This is a genomic window from Arthrobacter sp. SLBN-53 (genome assembly GCF_006715585.1).
Classification (GTDB): Bacteria; Actinomycetota; Actinomycetes; order Mycobacteriales; family Mycobacteriaceae; genus Mycobacterium; species Mycobacterium neoaurum_A.
The window spans coordinates 240345-260715 of record NZ_VFNN01000001.1; the positions used below are offsets into that span (position 1 = coordinate 240345).

Consider the following 20371-nt stretch of genomic DNA (forward strand, 5'->3'; position numbering starts at 1 on the left):
GACACGCCGAGACACACAATTCACATCGAGCCGGGTCGGTGAAGGCCCACGTCAAGCCGGGTTGTGCGACAGCACGCCCGGCTTTCGACGTTGTTGTCCGGCTGAGAAACGACCCAACCATGTGACAGCAGCCACAGCGATGTGATAGGTCTATATGAGCATTAGGCATATGCCTATTAGAAATATGGATACTCCGGAGGACCACGATGACCGTGACCGTCGACAGCTCTCGCGCACCCGCCATCAAGGCCGCCGCCGAAACCCCGAGCGCCGTCATCGACCGGGTCTCGCTCGTGCTCGACGCGTTCGATGGACCCGGGCGGCTGACACTGGCACAGATCGTCCGGCGCACCGGATTGCCGCGCTCCTCCGCCCACCGGATGCTGGAGCGCCTTGTCCAACTGCGCTGGCTGCGTCGCTCCGGCCGCGACTACGAGTTGGGGATGCGGCTGGTCGAACTCGGCTCACTCGCGGTCCACCAGGACCGGCTGCACAAGGCCGCGATTCCGATGCTGCACGAGCTGCACGCCGCCACCGGCCTGGTCGTCCATCTCGCCGTGCTGGAGGGCTCGGATGTGGTCTACATGGAAAAGGTCGGCAACCGGCTGACCGCCGCCATCCCGACCCGGGTCGGCGGACGCCAGCCCGCGCATTGCGCCGCCGTCGGAAAGGCGATCCTGGCCTTCGCCGGTGAGCCGGACCTCGACGTGGCGGCTGCGGCTCCGCTTCCGCGTCGGACCAAATACTCCATCTCCACGGCCGCCCAGCTGCGCGCCGAACTGGCCAAGGTTCATTCGCACGGCGTCGCCTTCGACCGCGAAGAGTCGGTGCCCGGATTCGGCTGTGTGGCAGCTCCGATCGGTGACCCCGGCGAGGCGGTCGCCGCGGTCTCGGTCTGCGGGCCGATGGGTCAGATGAAATTCGACCAACACCTCGTGGCGCCGGTGCGGATGGCGGCCATGGGGATCTGGCGCGCGGTGGAAGGCGGGCCGATGCGGGTGGCTCCGACGCTGCAGCAGATGCGTCCGCTGCGCGGCGGTCCGATCAGTCAGACGGCGGTGCGGACCTCGACCCTGCAGCCGGCATGAGCGCAGCTTGCGGAGCGAATCGACAGATATGAGCGTGAGCGACAAACTCGACCCACAGATCGCAGCCATCATCGACGCGCTGGATTCCGGCTTCCCGCCGGTACACACCATGACCGGTGACCAGGCCCGCGCCGCCATCCGGTCACGGATGGTGGCAGCGAGCGATCCCGAGCCCATCGCCTCGGTCGAGGACCGCAATATCGCGGGACCGGACGGTCCGGTGGCTGTGCGCATCTACCGACCCGAAGCCGCCGACGACAAGGGCGTACCGACGCTGATCTATGCACACGGTGGCGGCTGGGTGTTCTGCGACCTGGACAGCCACGACGGGTTGTGCCGCGACTTCGCCAATCGCCTACCGGCCGTTGTTGTTTCGGTGCACTATCGGCGGGCCGCAGAAGAAGGCCAGTGGCCCGCGGCAGCCGAGGACGTCTACGCCGCAACCGTCTGGGCCGCGGCGAACATCGCCGAACTAGGTGGCGATCCGGGTACCCTGCTGGTCGGCGGCGACAGCGCCGGTGGAAATCTCGCGGCGGTCACCGCCCTGATGGCCCGCGATCGCAGCGGTCCCCGACTGGCCGGCCAGCTGCTGTTGTACCCGGTCATCGCCGCCGACTTCGACACCCCGTCCTACCGCGAGTTCGGTCATGGGTACTACAACCCGCTTCCCGCTCTGCGGTGGTACTGGGATCAGTATGTGCCGAACCCGGCCGACCGGACCGATCCGTACGCCTCGCCACTGCACGCCGACGATCTGTCGGGGCTGCCGCCGACGGTGGCTGTGGTGGCCGGGCACGATCCGCTGCGAGACGAGGGTGTGGCCTACGCCGAGGCCCTGCGACGGTTTGGAGTTCCGGTGGTGCAGCGCTATTTCGAGGGCGGTGTGCACGGTTTCATGACCATGCCGAGCCTGGACATCTGCCAGAAGGCCCGCGCCCAGGCGTGTGCGTACCTCACCGGCGTCATCAGCGGTCAGGTCAACTCATGAGCCACGTCACCGCCGGATGGTTTCCCCGGCGGTGACGTCCATGGATTCGGCAGAGCCGTAACGCTGTTGCGGGTCGAGCACACAATGCGTTCGGCCGAAGACCGTCACCATGCACCTGTTGTTGTGGTTGCAGCGACTGCGGGTGCCGGGATCTGCGATCATCTTGTTCACCAAGTCCGGCTCACGCAGCAGCGCCCGGCCCATCGCGACGAAATCGAAGCCCTCCCGGATTCCGGTCTCGATGTGTTCGCGGTTGGTGATGCCCCCCAACAAGATCAGCTTGGTATTCTTCATGATCGGCACGAATTGCCGGGCGGCCGGCAGCATGTACAGATCTTCGTAGGGATAATTTCCCATCACTGCTTTGCCAAGGACTCGTAGACCAGGCCGCACCATCGTCGGCATCACCTTGGCGAACTCACGCACCGGTACATCGCCGCGAAACAGGTACATCGGCCGGTAGACCGACGAACCCTGGGTCAACTCGATGGCGTCCAGATTGGCGTCGATGTCGAGCAGCTGCACGGTGCGCAGCGCCTCATCGATCCAGATGCTGCCCGGCAGGCCGTCGTCCATATCGAGTTTGGCGATGATCGCCACCCTGTTCCCGACGACTTCGCGCACCCGCCGGGCGATCTCGCGGACCAGACGCGAGCGGTTGTCGATGTCTCCGCCGTACTCGTCTTTGCGACGGTTGAGCAGTGGGCTGAGAAATGAACTGGGCAGGTACAGATGACCGAAATGAAGTTCTACCGCGTCGAATCCGGCGTCGACCGCCACTCTGGCCGCGTCGCCGAACTGGTCGATGATCCCGGCGATCTCGTCGCGACGAATCTCTCGGCAGTACGCGCCGGACGACGGATTGATGAACCTGCTCGGCGCCAGCGGGGTGACACCTGTCAAACGCTTGTGTGCCACGACCCCGGCATGCCCGAGTTGCGCGGAGATACCTGCCCCTGCCGAGTGCACGGTATCGGTGAGCCGCCGAAGGCCGGGCAGCGCTTTATCGCTCATCACGATCTGGCCAGGGGCACTGGCCGCCTGCGGTGAGACACAGCAGTACGCCACGGTGGTCATTCCGATGCCACCCTCGGCGAAACTGCGGTGAAAGTCGATCAGATCGGTGGTCACCAACCCCTCGGGCGATCGCCCCTCGGAGGTGGCGGCCTTGATGACCCGGTTACGGAGCCGGACGGGCCCGAGCTGTATCGGACTGAACGGATCTGGGCTGAGATCGGTCATCAGATCACGATCGACCGGCGGCCGTCTCCGCGTCAACATCGGTTCCCGATAACCGGGATCAGCACCCTCTCATCGTCGGGAAGACCCTAGGGTCAGTGCTATGGCAGACGGTGAGATCTTCGTCATCGACCGGGTGATCACCCGGCCCGGCCGCGCCAGGCAGTTCGTCGACAGCTACCTGTCCGGATACGCGCCGAGTGCCCGCGAACGTGGCATGAGATTGGTCAATCTGCTTGTCTCACCACCTATCTGGTTTGACACGGAGCCCAACACGGTCACCGCCACCTGGGTCCTGCCCAGCGCACAGGCGTGGTGGGAGATGACCTGGCAGGGTCGACCCGACCCGGCGGTCGGCGCTTGGTGGGACAGTGTCGCCGAGCTGGTGCTGCAGCGGGAACGCGATGCGGCCGCCGCACACGATGACGTCGACGGGCTCTGCGATGTTTAGCGTCACCCGGCTCATCGATATCGCAGAGGGAGACGACGAACGGATCCGGACGGCGCTCACCCACGCGGCACGGCGCAGTGGGGCCCACCGGGCCCTGGTCTCCCCCACCCTGGCGGGCAGTCGAAACGGCGGGGATCTGCTGCTACACCTCCGATTTGAGGAGAGCGCCGGATGGGAGGCTGCCGCCACCGAGGTCGCGGATGTCCTGGCCGACCCCGCCGTGACCCGCGTCAACGGCGCCGATTATCACGGTTCGTCCACCGCGATCGAGGGCCGTCGCACCGGCAGCGTCTACCGCGTGCTGTTGTTGCGGGTCGCCGACGGCACCGATCCCGACACCACGGCTCGCTTCGAGGCCGACCTGCGATTACTGCCCGGCTATGTGTCCACCATCAGCACCTGGCAGCTGAGTCGGCCGGAGCGCACCGTCGGGAACGCCTGGACCCACGTCTTCGAACAGGAGTTCACCGATGCCGACGGCATCATGGGTGCCTACCTGATGCACCCCATCCACTGGGCGGTCGTCGACCAGTGGTTCGATCCGGAGTGCCCGAAGGCCATTGTCCGCGAACGGGTCTGCCACAGTTTCTGCATCGACAGCGACCACGTACTGCGCTGACGTAGGCAGTTGCGGAAGATCAGATCCCGTCGGGCAGGATGTTCGGGTTCGCTGCGGCCGGCGGCTGCAGCGGCGGCAGCTCGGTGGTGCCGTCGAGGCTGTGCACCGTCAGATTCTGCGACCAGGGATAGTGCAGGCTGAACGCCACCAGACCGGTGCGTTCGGCCGCGGGCAGGTGACACATTGCCAGCACCGTCTCGGCCAGGTACTCGACCGGCTCGGTCGGAAACGTCTCCGGGATCAGGCCGGCAGCGCCGGGCGTGCGCACGGCACTGGACGGCCCGACCACATTGACCGCGATGTTCGAGTCGAGCAACTCGGCAGCGACGCCCTGCGTGAAGCGGTGCAGCGCCGCCTTCATCGAGGCGTAGATGACGTCACCGGAGGTCTTGTTGTACTCCCGGTAGGGCCGCGCCGGCGCGAGTCCGGTGACCGAGCCGATGTTGACGATCCAACCGGCGCCCTGTGTGCGCATGTGCGGAACGGCCCGCTGGGTCAACACGAACGGCGTGCGGACGTAATGCTCTATGGTCCGTTCAAAGGTGGTCATCGGCATGTCCTCGATGACGGAGTAGTCCGCGTATCCGGCATTGTTGACCAGGATGTCGAGTCGCCCGGTGTGCTCCACAACCTGATCGATGAGCCGAGCGCGCTGGTCGGCGTCCTCCAGATCGCAGGCAATACCGAAGGCCTTACCGCCGGCACCCTCGATCAGCTCGATCGTCTCGCCGATCGTTCCCGGCAGCTCGGCGGTGGTTCCCGCCCGGGTGGACGCAGAAGCCCGATGAGACCGGGCGGTCACCGCCACGGTGGCGCCCTCGGCGGCCAGCCGCTGGGCGATGGCCCGCCCGATACCGCGGCTGCTGCCGGTGACCAAAGCCGTTTTACCGTGCAGAATTCCGCTCACTGGACGACCAGATCCTCTTCGTTGGGGGCACGGTGGCTCTGCCACACCTCGATGAGGCGGAACGGGAACGCCGTCACGATGCGACCACCACCGGACCGGTAATAGGTGTGCGCGGTCGGCGTGTGACACCACACCGTCTGGGCCATCGCTTCATCGATGGAGCGCACATACTTCTCGAACGCCTCCGGGGTGACCTCGACGGTCTGCGCCCCGCGCTCCGCCATCAGCTGCAGGCACTCCATCACGTAGTGCACCATCACCTCGACACCGAAGTTGTGCCCCGCACCGTGCCCCGGGCTGTAATTGGGCGCCGAGGAGATGAACATGTTCGGGAAGCCCGGCACCAGACCACCACGGTATGCGGCAGGGCTGTCACCCCAGACATCGGCCAACTTGATGCCGTCGCGCCCCTCGATGTCGACGGTGGACAGGAAATCCAGGTGGTAGCCGGTGGCGTAGATGATGACGTCCAGGTCGATCTGCCGTCCGTCCTGCGTGACGATACCGCGCGCGTTGACTTCGGCAGGCTCGCTTGCCTCGACGTCGACATGATCGCGGGCCAGCGCCGCGTAGTAGCCGCCCGGATCTCGGATTATGCGTTTACCGTACGGCGCGAAGTCCGGAGTCACCTTCTTCGCCAACTCCGAACCGGCGCCGAAGACCCGGTCGATGTACTCAAGACACATCTGCAGGAGCACATCATTGGCCGGCGAGATGGACAGATGATCGGCCGCCCATTCGGGATCGCGCACGATGACGGGATAGTTGTTGTCGGCCGTTCCCCAGAACGACTTGAGCCGGTTCCAGTTGGCGTAGAAGGGAACATGCGCGTTGAGATAGCGACGGTGTTCGGGTACGTCGTCGGTCAGACGCTTGCGCGGCGCGACCCAGTGGGGCTGACGCTGGAAGACCGTCAGGTGCTCGACCTCGTCGACGGAGGCATCCACGATCTGCACGGCGGTGCAACCCGCACCGATGATCGCCACCTTCTTGCCGCGTAGCGACAGCTCCGGGTCCCACTCGGCGGAGTGCACGCTCACCCCGGCGAAGGTCTCCCGGCCGGGCAGGTCCGGCCATCGCGGCCGATTCAGATAACCGGCAGCCGGCACGACGACATTGGCGTAGGAGACGTCGGGCTTGCCGTCGGCACCGCTGCTGTGCACCTCCCACACCTTGCGATCGGCAACCCAGCGCAACGCGGTCACCTCGGTGCTGAACCGGGTCCGGTCACGCAAGCCGTACTTGTCGGCGACCGACTTCAAATACTGCTGGTACTCGGGGCCTTGGGGGTAATAGCTCGACCACCCCCCGTTGATATCGCGAGACAGTGAGTAGTAGGCCGACGGGGTGTCCACGCCGATTCCGGGGTACACCGCGGTATACCACGTGCCGCCGACCTCGTCGTTGCGGTCGATGATCTCGTAATCGATACCGGCGGCAGCGCACTCCAGCGCGGCGGCCATACCGGCTATGCCGGCCCCGATGATGACGACCTTGAAACCGGTGGGCAGCTTCGCGGTGCGCGGCAGCACCGGTTGGGAGGCGTGAAAGCCGCCCTGTTCCAGCAACAGTGCGATGTACTCCGGTCCCACTTCGGTGCCCAGCGCCACAGGTGCCACGGCGGCGAACAACTCGGGGTCGTCGAACGGCACGGCATCGGCGGGGCGCGGGTTCTGCATCGCGGCCACCACCGCCTCGACCAACTGAGTATGCGTTGCGGGGTCGGTGCTGCCCTTCTGCTCGGGCGGATCAGGTGTGTACGAGATCTTTCCCGCATACCGGCCCACGACGCTGGCGTCACCGGTCAGCTGAGCCAGCACCGCCACCAGGATGCCGGCATCGGCGTTCGCGAGATTGGTGCGCAGTTCCTCAGGTTCTGGCGATTTCTGGTCTGCGGTAACGGTCACAGCGATCGTCATCGATCCTCCTTGTTCTGGACCGAGTATGTGAGCGTCCGACGCTGCGCGAGGCACCGTCTTCTACTGAGCGGGACGCCGGCCGATCACAGCCGTCCGGCGGCCCCTACAGTCCAGGTCATGGATGATCTGCAGTCCGTTCTCGCCTCGGCACGAAGCCACGCCCTCGGCGATATCCCACGACGCTCGGCGCGCAAGCATCCCGACAAGGTAGCGATCATCGACGGTGGCCTCAGCCTGACCTTCGCCGAGTTCGAACGACTCGTCGACCGGACCGCAGCCGCACTGGGTGACAACGGTTTCGGAGTCGGCGATCGGGTTGCCGTCCTGGCCCACAACTGCTGGCAGTACGCGGTGCTGGCATTCGCCACGGCGCGCGCCGGCGTGGTGCTGGTCCCCATCAACTTCATGCTCACCGCCGCAGAGATCGCCTTCATCGTGCAGCACAGCAAGGTGACCGGGTTCCTGGTCGAGGCCGACCTGGTCCCGACAGCCGAGGCGGCGATGCAGGCGGGCGCACCGGTTGCGGTGACTGCGGCGCTGGTGCTTCCCGGTCAGACACCGCCGGCGGGCTGGCCAGACTTCGCACAGTGGTTGGAGACCGCTTCGCCGGCACCCAGTCCGCACATCGACGACGACCAGATGATCCGGCTGATGTACACCAGCGGCACAGAGTCGCAGCCAAAGGGCGCCATGCACTCGACCCGCAGCCTGATGGGCAACTACATCAGCTCCATCATCGCCGGCTCGATGGAGGGCAGCGATGTGGAAATCCACTCGCTACCGCTGTATCACTGCGCCCAACTCGACAACTTCCTGATCACCGATATCTACCTCGGTGCCACCAGCATCATCCTGCCCAAGGCCGATCCCGAAATGGTCCTGCGAACCATCGAAAAATACGGGGTGACAAACTACTTCGCGCCACCGACGGTGTGGATCTCGCTGCTACGCTCGCCGGTGTTCGAGCAAGTGGACCTGTCCAGCCTACGCAAGGGCTACTACGGGGCCTCCGCGATGCCGGTGGAGATCCTGGCCGAGATGCGCGAGCGGCTGCCGCATCTGCGCCTCTGGAATTTCTACGGGCAGACGGAGATGGCGCCGCTGGCATCGGCCCTGGGGCCTGATGAACAGGATGCCCACGCCGGATCCGCGGGCCGGCCGGTCATCAATGTCGAGACCAGCATCCTCGACGACGACAATGCTCCGGTCGCTGCGGGCGTCGTCGGCGAGATCGCGCACCGCAGCCCACATCTGATGTTGGGCTACCTCGACGACGAGGCCAAGACGGCCGAAGCGTTCCGTGGAGGCTGGTTCCATTCCGGTGATCTCGGCTACTACGACGCCGACGGGCTGCTGCACGTCGTGGATCGCAAGAAGGACATGATCAAAACCGGTGGCGAGAACGTGGCCAGCCGCGAGGTCGAAGAGGTCATCTACCGGCACTCCGGGGTCGAGGAGGTCGCCGTGTTCGGCGTGCCACATCCGACCTGGGTGGAAGCCGTCGTGGCCGCGGTGGTCGCCAGGGACGGCTTCGAGCTGACCGAAGACGATGTTGTGGCCCACTGCCGTGCCCACCTGGCCGGGTTCAAGACACCCAAGCAGGTGTTCTTCGTCGAGGCGTTACCCAAGAATCCCAGCGGCAAGCTGTTGAAGCGGGTGCTGCGGGAGCGCTTCACCACCGCGGCGCGAGTCCCCGGCTGAACCCATATCGACGCTGGCCGGTACGCACCCCCAACCCGGCGCCGACGTGCGGTAGCGCACAGTGACCGCTGGGCGGGAATCGCGAGTTCGCTCCCCCACTGTGCGCCGTTACGGTGCGAAAACAGATGTGGCCGTGTGCATGCCCGCACGTGTGTGCCGACCGCGGCGGACATGGCCTACGCAGGTGAACCGAGAGGACGTCAAGCTGTGACTGTTGCGCCGTACAGGGGTCGTATCGCTCGATTCGACGAGCCGGGTAAACCGTTCGAGATCGAGACGGTCACTTTACCCGATATCAATCCCGGCGAGATCCTCATCAAGGTGACGCGCGCCAACATCTGCGGCTCGGATGTGCACGCCTGGCATGGCACCTTCGCGACCCGCGGTCTCGGCGGGCAGTTGCCGACCGTGCTGGGACACGAAATGGTCGGTGTGGTGGCAGCTTTGGGTGAAGGTGTGTCCACCGACTCCAACGGAAAGCCGCTGGCGGACGGAACCCGAGTGGTGTTCCCCTACTTCTTCTGCTGTCATACCTGCCGCAACTGCCTGGCCGGGCGGCGAAACGCCTGCCTGAACCTGAAGATGGCCATGTTGGGCCGCGCCGACGAGCCGCCCTACTTTGTCGGTGGCTACGCCGACTATTTCGTGTTGCCCGCCGGCGCCGTGGTCTACACCGTCCCCGATTCGGTCTCCGATGACATCGCTGCCGGTGCCAACTGTGCTCTGTCGCAGGTGATGTACGGCCTGGAACGGGTCGACCAGCAGCTCGGCGAGTACGTCGTGGTGCAGGGCGCGGGCGCCCTCGGGCTGTACGCGGTGGCGGTCGCCAAGGCCCGCGGCGCGGCGAAGGTCATCGCGATCGACGGCGTTCCCGAGCGCCTCGAGCTGGCGACGGCGTTCGGCGCCGACGCAGTCATCGACATCACCGAGGTGACCGACGAGAAGGACCGGGCCAAGATCGTCCGGCGGCTCACCGACGGCCAGGGCGCCGATGTGGTGGTCGAGGTTGTCGGGCATCCCTCGGCCATCGACGAGGGCCTCAAGTTGCTCGGGCAGTTCGGCCGATACGTCGAGATCGGGAACATCAACGTGGGCAAGACCTTTGTGTTCGATCCGTCTCGGTTCGTGTTCTCCAACAAGACGATGGTCGGAGTTTCTCTCTACGACCCGGCGGTGCTGTCCCGCGCACTGGACTTCCTGGCCGCCTATCAGGACACGCTGCCCTTCGAACGGTTGGCCGCGGCGTGCTACTCCCTCGACGACATCAACGACGCGTTCGCCGCCGCCGAGGACAAACGTGACGTTCGCGCCAGCATCGTCCCCTGACCGGCCACCCGCCCCGAAACCGATTACCGGAGAGCGCCAGATGAGCAACCACAACTACGACCGCACCGAGCTCTACATCGACGGTGAGTGGGTCCGCCCCACCGGCAGCGACGTCATCGAGGTCATCAACCCGGCCACCGAGCAGGTGCTGGGGGTCGTGCCCAGCGCATCGGACGTCGATGTCGATGCCGCAGTCTCCGCCGCGCGCAGGGCGTTCGACCCGAACATCGGTGTCACCGAGCGGCGCGAACGCCTCGACGCGGTGATCGCGTCGATGGAGAAGCGGCTGCCCGATATCGCCGAGACCATCACCGCCGAGATGGGGGCACCGATCCGCGTCTCGCAGTCCGTGCAGACCCAGGTTCCATTGGCCGTCGCACGCGGATTTGCCGACGCGCTGGCCACTTTCGAGTTCGAGGAACGAATCGGCAACTCGCTGGTGACCCGCGAACCCTACGGTGTGGTCGCGGCCATCACCCCGTGGAACTACCCTCTGTACCAGGTGGTGGCCAAGGTCATCCCGGCCATCGCTGCGGGGTGCACAGTGGTGCTCAAGCCCAGCAACGAGGCCCCGCTCTCGGTGTTCGAGTTCGTCGAATCGCTGCATGATGCCGGCCTACCTCCCGGTGTGGTGAACCTGGTGTCCGGTCCGGGCCGGATCATCGGAGAGCGGCTGTCCGAACATCCGGACGTGGACTTCGTGTCGTTCACCGGTTCCACCGGTGTCGGGAGCCGAGTCGGTGAGCTGGCCGGAAAGACCATCAAGAAGGTGGCCTTGGAACTGGGCGGCAAGTCGGCGAACGTCATCCTCGATGGCGCCGACCTGACGACCGCGGTCAAGGTCGGCGTGGGCAACGCATTCCTCAACGCCGGCCAGACATGCATGGCGTGGACCCGCATGCTGGTTCCGCTCGCCCGGTACGGCGAAGTCCTCGACATCGTCGAAGCCGCCGTCGCCAAGTACACCGTCGGAGACCCGTGGGATCCCGCGACCCGTGTCGGCCCGATCGCATCCAAGTCTCAGCAGGAAACAGTTCTCGGCTTCATCGAGCGCGCGCCGGGCGAGGGTGCACGACTGGTGTGCGGTGGCGCCCAGAAGGTACGCGATATCGGCTATTACGTCGCCCCCACCGTCTTCGCCGACGTCGATCCGCAATCCGAACTGGGTCAGGAAGAGGTCTTCGGCCCGGTGCTCTCGATCATCCCGTTCCGCGACACCGACGAAGCTCTGGAGTTCGCCAACGGCACGCCCTACGGACTGTCCGGAGCCGTCTGGGCCGCCGATGACGCCACCGCGGTGGCGTTCGCCCGACAGGTGCAGACCGGTCAACTGGATATCAACGGCGGCAAGTACAACCCGGCCGCTCCGTTCGGCGGCTACAAGAAATCTGGTATCGGGCGTGAGCTCGGCCGGATCGGTTTCGAAGAATATCTGCAGATCAAGTCACTGCAGCTGCCGTAGATCCGACCCACCGAGAGCCTGGAGCCATGACATGTCGGTAACCACCGAACCACTCCGCATCACGTCCGACGGGGCGGTGCAGACGTGGACCATCAACCGTCCCGAGCAGGGTAACGCCATCACCGGCAAGGACATCATCGCGGCCTTCGAGGCCGCAGCCGAACAGGCCAACGCCGACACCGGCGTCTGTGCCGTCATCCTCACCGCGGAAGGCAAGATCTTCTCCGCGGGTGGCAACGTCAAGGAGATGGCCGACGGTCAGGGCATGTTCGGCCTCGCACCCATCGAACAACGGTACGCCTATGTCGACGGCATCCAACGCATCCCGCGTGCGCTGGGCAGGCTAGAGGTGCCGTTGATCGCCGCGGTCAACGGCGCCGCCATCGGGGCGGGCTGCGATCTGGCGATGATGTGCGATATCCGGATCGCGTCCGAACGCGCCTCGTTCGCCGAGAGTTTCGTGCAGCTGGGCCTGATCCCCGGTGATGGGGGCAGTTGGTTCCTGCAGCGCGCGATCGGTTACGAGCGCGCCGCCGAGATGACCTTCACCGGTGACCGGATCGACGCGGTCACGGCGCTGGACTGGGGCCTGGTGAGTCGCGTTGTCCCCCACGACGATCTGCTGACCGCGGCGAAGGACCTCGCCGACCGCATCGCGAAGAATCCGCCACATTCGCTGCGGATGGCCAAAAGGCTGCTCGGCGAATCACGCACCGGCACCTTGGAATCGACATTGGCGATGGCGGCGGCAATGCAGCCGTTGGCGCACGCCGATACCGAGCACCGGCAGCGCATCGCACGTTGGCGGAGCCAACCATGAGACACGAGAGGCGGACCTCCTGATGGCCCGTTCGCGACTCGTTCCGCCCGCGAGCACCGACCTGGCAGGCACCGCCGCGCTGCGGGCCGAAGTTCGCGCCTTCCTGACGGCCCAGTTGTCCGCCGGTTCCTTCGTCCCGGCGGTCGATGGCTGGCTGTGCGGATGGGACGAGGCTTTCACCAAGGCACTGGCGCAGCACGGCTACCTCGGGATGACGGTTCCCCCAGAATATGGCGGACATGGCCGTTCACATATCGAACGGTTCGTCGTGACCGAGGAACTGCTGGCGGCGGGCGCGCCGGTGGCGGCACACTGGATCGCCGACCGTCAGATCGTCCCGGCCCTGCTCAAGAACGGTACCGAGGCCCAGAAGCGGGAGTTCCTGCCGAAGATCGCCACCGGGGACTGCTTCTTCGGCATCGGGATGAGCGAGCCCGACTCGGGATCCGACCTTGCCAGTGTGCGCACCAAGGCCACCCCCGTCAGTGGCGGCTGGTCGCTGACGGGCACCAAGGTGTGGACCTCGGGTGCGCACCGCGGCCACGCCTTCATCGTGCTGGCCCGCACCACACCGGTGGACCCCACGCACCGCCACGCCGGGCTCAGCCAGTTCATCGTCCGTTTCGACGGGCCCGGCGTACAGGTGCGCCCCATCGTCTCGATGAACGGTGGGCACCACTTCAACGAGGTGATCCTCGACGAGGCATTCGTGCCCGAAGACATGGTGTTCGGCGAGATCGGCGACGGATGGCAACAGGTCACCTCGGAGCTCGCCTTCGAGCGCAGCGGGCCCGAGCGGGTGCTGTCGACCTTCCCGGTGTTGAGCGCGATCGCCGAAAGCACGTCACGGCAGGACATCTCCCCCGGTGCCGAGCTGGGCCGGCTGGTGGCCCGGATCGCCGGGCTTCATCAGATGTCGACTGCGGTGGCCGGTGCGCTCGAACGTCACGAACCCGCCGATGTGCCGGCGGCTGTGGTCAAACTGCTCGGCACCTCCACCGAGGGGGACATCGCAGACTTCGCCGATCTGCGCCTCGGTGACGAGACCACCGTGGATCAGCACGTGCGTGAATTGGTTTCGGTTGCGGTCGATCAGCGGCCCGGCTTCACTCTGCGGGGCGGAACGACCGAGGTACTGCGCGGCGTGATCGCGCGTGGATTGGGGATGCGATGACGATCTCGGAGACCGGCCACCAGGCCGAGAGCGTGGGTACCGCTGTCGACGCCGATCTGATCGACATGATGGACGCGGTGTTCGCGGCGCAGCGCACGGGGCACGAGGCCCCCGCGACGGTGGGCCATGACGCCGAGTCATGGTCGCGTCTGGACGAGTTGGGGTTGGTGCGGCTGACCGGGTCCACCGAACACGGTGGTAGCGGTGCGGGCTGGGCCGAGGCCGCCGAGCTCATCTCGGCGGCCGTCCGTCACGGCGTGCGCGCTCCCCTGGCCGAGCACGACCTGCTGGCCTGCTGGCTACTCGAAGCGGCCGGACTACCCTGCGACGAGACGCTGCGCACGGTCTGCATACTCGACGCTGACGGCACCGCCACCGGGGTGCCGTGGGCGCGAGCCGCCGGGCGCATCGTCGTGGTCTTCGGCGACACTGACGGCGGCAGCGAGTACCGTCTCGCCGATATCGACGCGGCCAGGCTCACGATCACTCCGGCGACCAATATGATCGGCGAACCGCGTGACAGCATCGCCACCGATATCGGGGCGTTGCACGCCGGCAGCCGTGCCATCGATAGAGCACTGGTCGACCAGTTGCGTCGGAAATCGGCTCTGGTGCGCTCGATTCAGATCTGTGCGGCACTGGACAGCGCACTGGATCTGACCATAGAACACACGTCCTCGCGGGTACAGTTCGGGCGTTCGCTGTCCAAGTTCCAGGCCATCCAGCACATGGTCGCCGATATCGCGGCCGAGGCGGCACTGGCGCGGGCGGCCACCGAGGCCGCCGTGAATGTCGCGATCACCAGCGACTGGACGGCCGACAATCTCGGTTTCCTGGTGGCAGTGGCGCGATCGTGTGCCGGGCATGCCGCTTCGGTGGTGGTGCGCAACGCCCATCAAGCGCACGGCGCGATCGGCACCACCGTCGAACACCGGCTGCACGAATACACCCGCGCCGCACTGGCTTGGCGTTCGGAGTACGGCTCGGTGACCTATTGGGACCGGGTCGTGACACAAGCTGCCGTGGCGGCAGGTGCAGCGGGGTTGTGGCCGCTGATCGCCGACTGAGCCAGGTGCTGTTTGGTGTTCCACTGACCGGTCACGACGGTGTCCACGGTTACCCGACAACGGTTGACTCGATGGCATGACCACCCCGATCACGCTGCCGGAAGTTCACGAGTTCATCGCCAGTTTCTGGTACCACTACGACCAGGGCCAGTTCGATGTGCTGGCCGCCTACGTCGCCGACGATATGAAGTATCTGAGCCGGTCCGATTCCGGGCAGTGTCCGTTCGAGGAGTTGTTGGCCGCCGAACTGTCCGGTGGCACCGAGGTTCTCGCGTGGCTGTCCCAGCACCGGGATGAAAACCCTTACCCATTACGGCATCACGCCACCAACATCTTCCGTACCGGAAGCGACGGTGACGCGACCCTGGTGCGTTTCTACCTCTATGTCAACCAGGTCACCAACAACGTGCCGTTCGACGTGTCCTCCGGCGTCGTCGATGTCGCCATCCGGCGTGCCGGTGAGGGGCTCAGGTTCACCTCCATGACGGTGGTGCTCGATGCCGAGGACTCCATCCCGTTCGCCGAGCACCGCACCAAACTCGCCGCGACGAACGCGTGACCGTGGGGGACGGTGACGCACAGGCAACCTTCGGCGGCGGCGTAGCGGTCATCACCGGAGCCGGCGCCGGTATCGGTGCCGGCCTGGCCAGGCATGCCCATCGGCTCGGCATGACGGTCGTGTTGGTGGATGTCGACGAAAACGCCGCCACCGCGTTGCGCGAGGAGTTGATTGCCGACGGTGGAACGGCACACGTCGCAGTATGCGATGTTCGCGACGCCCAGGCCATGGTCGCGTTGGCCGAGCAGGTCTATCGCGATATCGGACCGGTGCGACTGCTGGTGAACAACGCCGGTGTCGAGCAGTTCGGCTACCTGTGGGATACCCCGGTGGCCAACTGGAACCGGGTGATGGACATCAACGTCAGTGGGGTTTTCCACGGTGTGCGGGCGTTCCTACCGAAGATGATCGCCGCCGCAACCCCCGCGTGGGTGTGGAATCTGTCATCGATCGGCGGGGTTGCCAGCGTCCCGCTGCAAGCGCCCTACATCGTGAGCAAGCACGCCGTGCTGGCACTCACCGAGTGCCTGCGCCTGGAGGTCGAGTTGGCCGGGCACAGCGATGTCATCCGCGTACAGGCCGTCCTGCCGGGGGCGGTGAAGTCGAACATCTTCGAAGCCGCCGGTGGGGTGGACGCTGCCGCTGCCGGTACCGCGGTCGACGCGGCCGAATCTCAGCGTGCGGCAATGCTCGATATCAAAGCTGCCGCAATGGATCCCGACGAGGCGGCCCAGGTGGTCTTCGAGCAGTCGGCGCGGGACGCGTTCTATCTGTTGACCCAGCCCGAATATGTCGGTTCGGCGATGGCGGATCGTGCGCACACCTTGACCACCCTGGCCGCACCGAAGCTGCGTAGGACGCAACGCTTCGACCCGACTCAGCACTGAGCAGCTGCCGATGCCTCATTCTGACCAGCCCACGGGGCACCGACCCACACTCGATCCCGATGCCGCCGCTCGGGTGGCGGCGTTCGGACCGCCGACGCCGATCCGGCAACGCGGGCTGCAAGCCGTCCGCGACTCGCTGGAAGCGGCGCCGCCGCCGGTCGATATGCCGGAGATGGCAGACATCTCCGATACCGAGGTGACGGGACCGGGCGGTCCGATCCCGGTACGCATCTACCGCCCCATCGCCGCCGATGGCCCGCAGCCGGTGATCGTTCATCTGCACGGCGGCGGGCTGGTGATGGGTTCGAACCGTTCGTTCGAGCCGATGGCTCGGGCGTTGGCGGCGGCCAGCGGGGCCGTCGTCGTCGCCGTCGACTACCGGCTGGCACCGGAGAACCCGCCGCCCGCCCAATTCGAGGACGCCCTTGCGGTCACCAAATGGGTTGCTGGCGAAGCTGATCCGCTCGGACTTGATCTCGACAGGATCGTCGTGTGCGGCGACAGCGCCGGTGGAGGCGTCGCCGCGGCGGTGGCGTTGGCAGTGCGCGACGACCGCGGACCCCGGCTGTTTGCCCAGGTGCTGTTGTATCCGGGTGTGGACCGCGATATGGGTGCACCGTCGTTGGTGGGACATCACGACGCACCCATGCTGGTGCATGACGACATCGTCTTCCTGCACGAACTCGCCGATATCGGCGCCGGGTCGCCGCACGATATCCGGCGGGTCCCCGCCTATGCCACAGATCTGGCCGGTCTTCCGCAGGCAATAGTGGTCACCGCCGAACTCGATCCGATCTATGACTGGGGTGAGCGCTATGCCGCGCGTCTACGTGATGCCGGCGTACAGACCACGCTCACTCGCTACCCGGGCATCTACCACGGGTTCCTGATGCGCTCGGAGGCCACCGCCCGCGGCCGGTTGGCGATGGCCGAGACAGGCGCGCTGCTACGCGCCAAGTTCGCCAACCCGCTGCCGTTCGCGCTTGCCGACCAGCGAACACAGGGTTGACCGACGTCCCGATGGCCGGACACTGCCCGTACGAACATGGCTGACCGCAACCACAATTGGACTCACTGACGGCGTGCGATTCGCCGTATCTACAGAAGAAGGAGTGCCTGTGATGCTCACCGATGAGCGGCGGATGGAGCTGTCCGACATCCTGCGGCCCGCGTCGCCGCCTCGCGAGGTCGACAACGTGTACACAGACGACCAGCGGGACCGACTGCTGAACGTCGTTCGTGAGAACGCGCCGTGGAATCTGATCATCGCGCAGCACTTCTCGTCGCCCGAGGAGCTGATCGCGACGATGAGCGGCAGGTTCCCCGAGGGCTTCACCCCGACATTGGACCTGTTCCTCACCCCGACGTTCCGTGGGTTCCTTGCCAACTACGGCACGGTGCTCTACCCGGAGCTGCACGACTGCTTCTACAACGCACAGTTCATCGATCAGGCGAAGTCGTACTGGGGTGCCGAGTATGCCAAGCCGCAGATGATGTTGTTCAACATCAACGGCCCGTGTGCCAACCGCGATCCGGGCCACCTGGACTCCCCCAGTTTCCGCGGCGTGCGGTACGAGAACGCACCGACCTGGCTGGTCAGCGTGATGGGAAAGTCCGGTTTGTTCCAGGACTACCTGATCAAGATGGCACAGGTCATCACCTGGTTCTCCCACGATCCCGGGAGCGGCTTCACCTACTGGCCCGAAGGACCACTGAAGGAGCCGCGACGCGTGGTGCCACCGGTGTACAACCGCGGTGTGGTGGTGCAGAACGAGATGCTGATGCATCGCGGCGAGGCCAACGGCCCTTTGGATCAGCAGGTCCCGGCGGGCCTGGACTTCCACACCGTGTTCGCCGGCGATCCGGATTCCAACGAGCACTGGGTACTACGCACCGATGACACCGTGATTGCCCGCCACCACACCGACGATCTGCGATTCCTGGTGCACTGGTCGGCGGAGGTGTTCGAGGACTATGACGAGCTCAAGAAGAACATGGATCACTCCGATGATCTGACCATCGACAAGGCGATCGACATGATGGTCGACGATCTGGGTAAACGGGGCATCAAGCTCGACATCCCGAACGCTCCCCTGCATGACGCCGCATTCATCGGCGCACTGAATGCCGGTTACGACCTGGGCGGTCCGGCGATCTACCCCGAAGAAGCCCCGCTGAGCGCCTTCCAGTTGGGCTGATCCGAACGATCTTCGCCACGCGACGTCCTGACAGCCCTTGCCGGCTGTCGGGACGTCGCGTATTTCGCGTGTGTAGCGGAACATCAGCAGATCAGCTGGACCGTCATTTTCGCCGCCGACGAGGACGTCGTGCTACCCCTGCTCGGGCAGTACGGCAGCCTGAGCGTTTCAGCCTCTCCACAACGCCGCAGTCGAAACCGCTACCGCCGAAGCACCCGTCACCGATCCGCAGTATCGCCTTCGATGGCTCGAATGGGGGCAGCAACTGGAGCCGGCGATCACCGAGTTCTTGGCAACACGGGTCGAATTGGACGATGATCAGTTCGCTCGGACATCACCGGCCCACATGATCATTCAACTCTGTCGCCAGGCCTACATCCACTGCAACTAGCTCGGCGCCCGATTTCCACGCTGTCAGCTTTCGCGCTCCGCGAGTACCGGAAGTGCACCCGTACCGGCGGCGCGTTCGATCGAGTCACGCAGTCGGCCGCACGCCAGGAACAGACCGGGCCGCTCGAGCCCGAGACCATTGGTCGCCGCAGGTTGGGCGGATGCCTCAGCACGTTCGCGACACCGAGTCAACGAATCGGCATCCCACTGCACACTCGTCTGTTCCCAGCTGCTTTTGCGGACCAGTACGCTCGCCGCGCATTCCCGGCAGCTCACCGGCTGCATCGGTGCGTCGCGCAGCCGGTTGTCCGGCCGGACGCTCACTTGGTCAGGCCCACCAGCCTGGGCAACCGCTTGGCGGCGATGTTTTCCTCGACCTCTTTCATCCACGCCTCACGTGGGCGGGTGGTGTCGATCTCGAATTCGAACCGGTCGACCATGTCCGGTGTGACGTCCGCGGCATCGACATAGAACTGCTCGTACCACCGTCGCAACTGGTAGACCGGGCCGTCCTCCTCGCACAACAACGGGTTGTCGATGCGAGCCTTGCGGCGCCAGATGTGCACGTCTTGTTCGAAGCCCATCTTCACGAAGTCGCCCAGCACGACCGCCATCTGCGTGGCGACGTCATCCGGCACGGCTTCCGACTTCTCGACGGTGATCCCGTACTGCAGGACGAAGGAGTTCTCGTCGATCGGGTAGTGGCAGTTCAACAAGACCGTGCGCTGGTCACCGTGTTCGTAGTGGTAGGTCAGGTCATCGATCATGAAGGAGGGTCCGTAGTACGAAGCCACGGAGGTGGTTCCGAGGATCTTGGCACCCTCGCCCGACCCGAGATCGGGCCTGCCGACGCTCTCGTAGTACTGCGTCGCGACGTGCCCCTCGAAGATGTTCTTGAATCCGGTCGGCAAGCCGCCGTGGATGTAGAAGAAGTGCGCCATATCGACGATGTTGTCGATGATCTCGCGACAGTTGGTGTCCACGACCGTGGTGTACCAGTGCCAGTCGGTCCACGTTTCACCGCCCACTCCCTCGATCGAAGGGATGGTGACATCGGCCGGCGGCGCCTTCTTCTCCGGGTCATTCCACAGAAAGAGCATGCCGTCTTGTTCCATGGTCGGCCACGCCGCGGTACGCGCCAGCTTGGGTACACGCCTGCTGTACGGAATCTGCTTACAGCGGCCGTCACCACCCCAGCGCCAATCATGGAACGGGCAGGCGATCTCGTTACCCTTCACCTCGCCATCGGACAGGTCACCGCCCATGTGCCTGCAGTATGCATCGAGGACGTTGATCGTGCCGTCCGCACTACGGAAAACAACGAGCTTGGTGCCAAACGCGTTGATGGAGTGCGGTTTACCGTCGCCGAGATCACGGGTCAGGCCCAGGCAATGCCAGCCGCGGGCGAACCGGGTGGGAGCGGCCTTTGCCTCGATCTGGCGAACGTCTCCGGCACCGTCGGGCTGCAACGATGTCATGTCGGACCATCCTCGAGTTCGTTGTTTGCGTGAATGATTCCGTTCTAGCACCGGAATTCGCGCGCTGACGGCGCGGTGTTCCACTGACCGGGCATCGA

At 65.4% G+C, this 20371-nt stretch carries 18 protein-coding genes; 14 read left to right on the forward strand and 4 right to left on the reverse strand.

The features are described from left to right. Positions 1-206: 206 nt before the first annotated feature. Both FBY28_RS01200 and lipP1 read left to right on the forward strand, forming a co-directional pair. The gene (locus FBY28_RS01200; RefSeq protein ID WP_141863594.1) at positions 207-1088 is read left to right on the forward strand and encodes an IclR family transcriptional regulator; all 882 of its coding nucleotides are present in this window, start codon (positions 207-209) and stop codon (positions 1086-1088) included. Positions 1089-1122: 34 nt separating this feature from the next. After that, a complete protein-coding gene (lipP1, locus tag FBY28_RS01205) occupies positions 1123-2076 on the forward strand; it encodes a LipP1 family hormone-sensitive lipase (RefSeq protein WP_286177620.1) in 954 nt (317 codons plus the stop codon). A 6-nt stretch (positions 2077-2082) separates the two neighbouring features. On the opposite strand, the gene FBY28_RS01210 is transcribed toward lipP1, so the two are convergent. After that, positions 2083-3318, reverse strand: coding sequence for an NADH:flavin oxidoreductase (locus FBY28_RS01210; RefSeq protein ID WP_141863598.1), 1236 nt, complete (start codon positions 3316-3318; stop codon positions 2083-2085). Positions 3319-3418: 100 nt separating this feature from the next. On the opposite strand from FBY28_RS01210, the gene FBY28_RS01215 reads away from it, so the two are divergent. Continuing rightward, positions 3419-3766 carry a hypothetical protein gene (locus tag FBY28_RS01215; RefSeq protein ID WP_141863600.1) on the forward strand — a complete coding sequence of 116 codons (348 nt, stop codon included), beginning with the start codon at positions 3419-3421 and terminating at the stop codon, positions 3764-3766. Next, on the forward strand, positions 3759-4385 hold the full coding sequence (locus FBY28_RS01220) for a Dabb family protein (RefSeq protein ID WP_141863602.1): 627 nt from the start codon (positions 3759-3761) through the stop codon (positions 4383-4385). Before FBY28_RS01215 ends, FBY28_RS01220 begins: the two co-directional genes overlap by 8 nt. A gap of 19 nt (positions 4386-4404) precedes the next feature. Here the strand turns inward: FBY28_RS01220 and FBY28_RS01225 are convergent, their stop codons facing one another. After that, positions 4405-5292, reverse strand: a complete 888-nt coding sequence (locus tag FBY28_RS01225; RefSeq protein ID WP_141863604.1) for an SDR family NAD(P)-dependent oxidoreductase — start codon at positions 5290-5292, stop codon at positions 4405-4407. Next, positions 5289-7211, reverse strand: coding sequence for a flavin-containing monooxygenase (locus tag FBY28_RS01230; protein WP_141863606.1), 1923 nt, complete (start codon positions 7209-7211; stop codon positions 5289-5291). The genes FBY28_RS01225 and FBY28_RS01230 overlap by 4 nt, the downstream gene beginning before the upstream one ends. Before the next feature lie 117 nt (positions 7212-7328). On the opposite strand from FBY28_RS01230, the gene FBY28_RS01235 reads away from it, so the two are divergent. The 10 genes from FBY28_RS01235 (at position 7329) to FBY28_RS01280 (ending at position 18405) form a co-directional block, all read left to right on the forward strand. Further along, positions 7329-8912 (forward strand): acyl-CoA synthetase, encoded by a 1584-nt coding sequence (locus FBY28_RS01235; RefSeq protein ID WP_141863608.1) that lies wholly within the window; start codon positions 7329-7331, stop codon positions 8910-8912. 207 nt (positions 8913-9119) lie between these two features. After that, positions 9120-10238 carry a zinc-binding dehydrogenase gene (locus tag FBY28_RS01240; protein ID WP_141863610.1) on the forward strand — a complete coding sequence of 373 codons (1119 nt, stop codon included), beginning with the start codon at positions 9120-9122 and terminating at the stop codon, positions 10236-10238. A 40-nt stretch (positions 10239-10278) separates the two neighbouring features. Further along, positions 10279-11700 carry an aldehyde dehydrogenase family protein gene (locus FBY28_RS01245; protein ID WP_141863612.1) on the forward strand — a complete coding sequence of 474 codons (1422 nt, stop codon included), beginning with the start codon at positions 10279-10281 and terminating at the stop codon, positions 11698-11700. A gap of 31 nt (positions 11701-11731) precedes the next feature. Beyond that, entirely contained in the window at positions 11732-12520 is a 789-nt protein-coding gene (locus FBY28_RS01250; protein WP_141863614.1) for a crotonase/enoyl-CoA hydratase family protein, read from the forward strand. A gap of 22 nt (positions 12521-12542) precedes the next feature. Beyond that, the gene (locus FBY28_RS01255; RefSeq protein ID WP_141863616.1) at positions 12543-13694 is read left to right on the forward strand and encodes an acyl-CoA dehydrogenase family protein; all 1152 of its coding nucleotides are present in this window, start codon (positions 12543-12545) and stop codon (positions 13692-13694) included. Next, positions 13691-14761, forward strand: coding sequence for an acyl-CoA dehydrogenase family protein (locus tag FBY28_RS01260; RefSeq protein ID WP_141863618.1), 1071 nt, complete (start codon positions 13691-13693; stop codon positions 14759-14761). Before FBY28_RS01255 ends, FBY28_RS01260 begins: the two co-directional genes overlap by 4 nt. A 76-nt stretch (positions 14762-14837) precedes the next feature. Continuing rightward, a complete protein-coding gene (locus FBY28_RS01265) occupies positions 14838-15320 on the forward strand; it encodes a nuclear transport factor 2 family protein (RefSeq protein ID WP_141863620.1) in 483 nt (160 codons plus the stop codon). Then, on the forward strand, positions 15317-16207 hold the full coding sequence (locus FBY28_RS01270) for an SDR family NAD(P)-dependent oxidoreductase (protein WP_216847423.1): 891 nt from the start codon (positions 15317-15319) through the stop codon (positions 16205-16207). Before FBY28_RS01265 ends, FBY28_RS01270 begins: the two co-directional genes overlap by 4 nt. Before the next feature lie 10 nt (positions 16208-16217). Further along, positions 16218-17216 carry an alpha/beta hydrolase gene (locus tag FBY28_RS01275; RefSeq protein WP_141863622.1) on the forward strand — a complete coding sequence of 333 codons (999 nt, stop codon included), beginning with the start codon at positions 16218-16220 and terminating at the stop codon, positions 17214-17216. Positions 17217-17328: 112 nt separating this feature from the next. Next, positions 17329-18405, forward strand: a complete 1077-nt coding sequence (locus FBY28_RS01280; protein ID WP_141863624.1) for a hypothetical protein — start codon at positions 17329-17331, stop codon at positions 18403-18405. A 710-nt stretch (positions 18406-19115) separates the two neighbouring features. Here the strand turns inward: FBY28_RS01280 and FBY28_RS01290 are convergent. Then, positions 19116-20273, reverse strand: coding sequence for a 3-ketosteroid-9-alpha-monooxygenase, oxygenase component (locus tag FBY28_RS01290; protein ID WP_141863626.1), 1158 nt, complete (start codon positions 20271-20273; stop codon positions 19116-19118). Between the last annotated feature and the right edge of the window lie 98 nt (positions 20274-20371).

Coding starts and splice junctions, on each gene's coding strand:
- FBY28_RS01245 (WP_141863612.1), top strand. CDS start 10,279: ATGAGCAACCACAACTACGACCGCACCGAGCTCTACATCGACGGTGAG.
- FBY28_RS01260 (WP_141863618.1), top strand. CDS start 13,691: ATGACGATCTCGGAGACCGGCCACCAGGCCGAGAGCGTGGGTACCGCT.
- FBY28_RS01200 (WP_141863594.1), top strand. CDS start 207: ATGACCGTGACCGTCGACAGCTCTCGCGCACCCGCCATCAAGGCCGCC.
- FBY28_RS01265 (WP_141863620.1), top strand. CDS start 14,838: ATGACCACCCCGATCACGCTGCCGGAAGTTCACGAGTTCATCGCCAGT.
- FBY28_RS01210 (WP_141863598.1), bottom strand. CDS start 3,318: ATGACCGATCTCAGCCCAGATCCGTTCAGTCCGATACAGCTCGGGCCC.
- FBY28_RS01290 (WP_141863626.1), bottom strand. CDS start 20,273: ATGACATCGTTGCAGCCCGACGGTGCCGGAGACGTTCGCCAGATCGAG.
- FBY28_RS01235 (WP_141863608.1), top strand. CDS start 7,329: ATGGATGATCTGCAGTCCGTTCTCGCCTCGGCACGAAGCCACGCCCTC.
- FBY28_RS01255 (WP_141863616.1), top strand. CDS start 12,543: ATGGCCCGTTCGCGACTCGTTCCGCCCGCGAGCACCGACCTGGCAGGC.
- FBY28_RS01275 (WP_141863622.1), top strand. CDS start 16,218: ATGCCTCATTCTGACCAGCCCACGGGGCACCGACCCACACTCGATCCC.
- FBY28_RS01230 (WP_141863606.1), bottom strand. CDS start 7,211: ATGACGATCGCTGTGACCGTTACCGCAGACCAGAAATCGCCAGAACCT.
- FBY28_RS01220 (WP_141863602.1), top strand. CDS start 3,759: ATGTTTAGCGTCACCCGGCTCATCGATATCGCAGAGGGAGACGACGAA.
- FBY28_RS01280 (WP_141863624.1), top strand. CDS start 17,329: ATGCTCACCGATGAGCGGCGGATGGAGCTGTCCGACATCCTGCGGCCC.
- FBY28_RS01215 (WP_141863600.1), top strand. CDS start 3,419: ATGGCAGACGGTGAGATCTTCGTCATCGACCGGGTGATCACCCGGCCC.
- FBY28_RS01250 (WP_141863614.1), top strand. CDS start 11,732: ATGTCGGTAACCACCGAACCACTCCGCATCACGTCCGACGGGGCGGTG.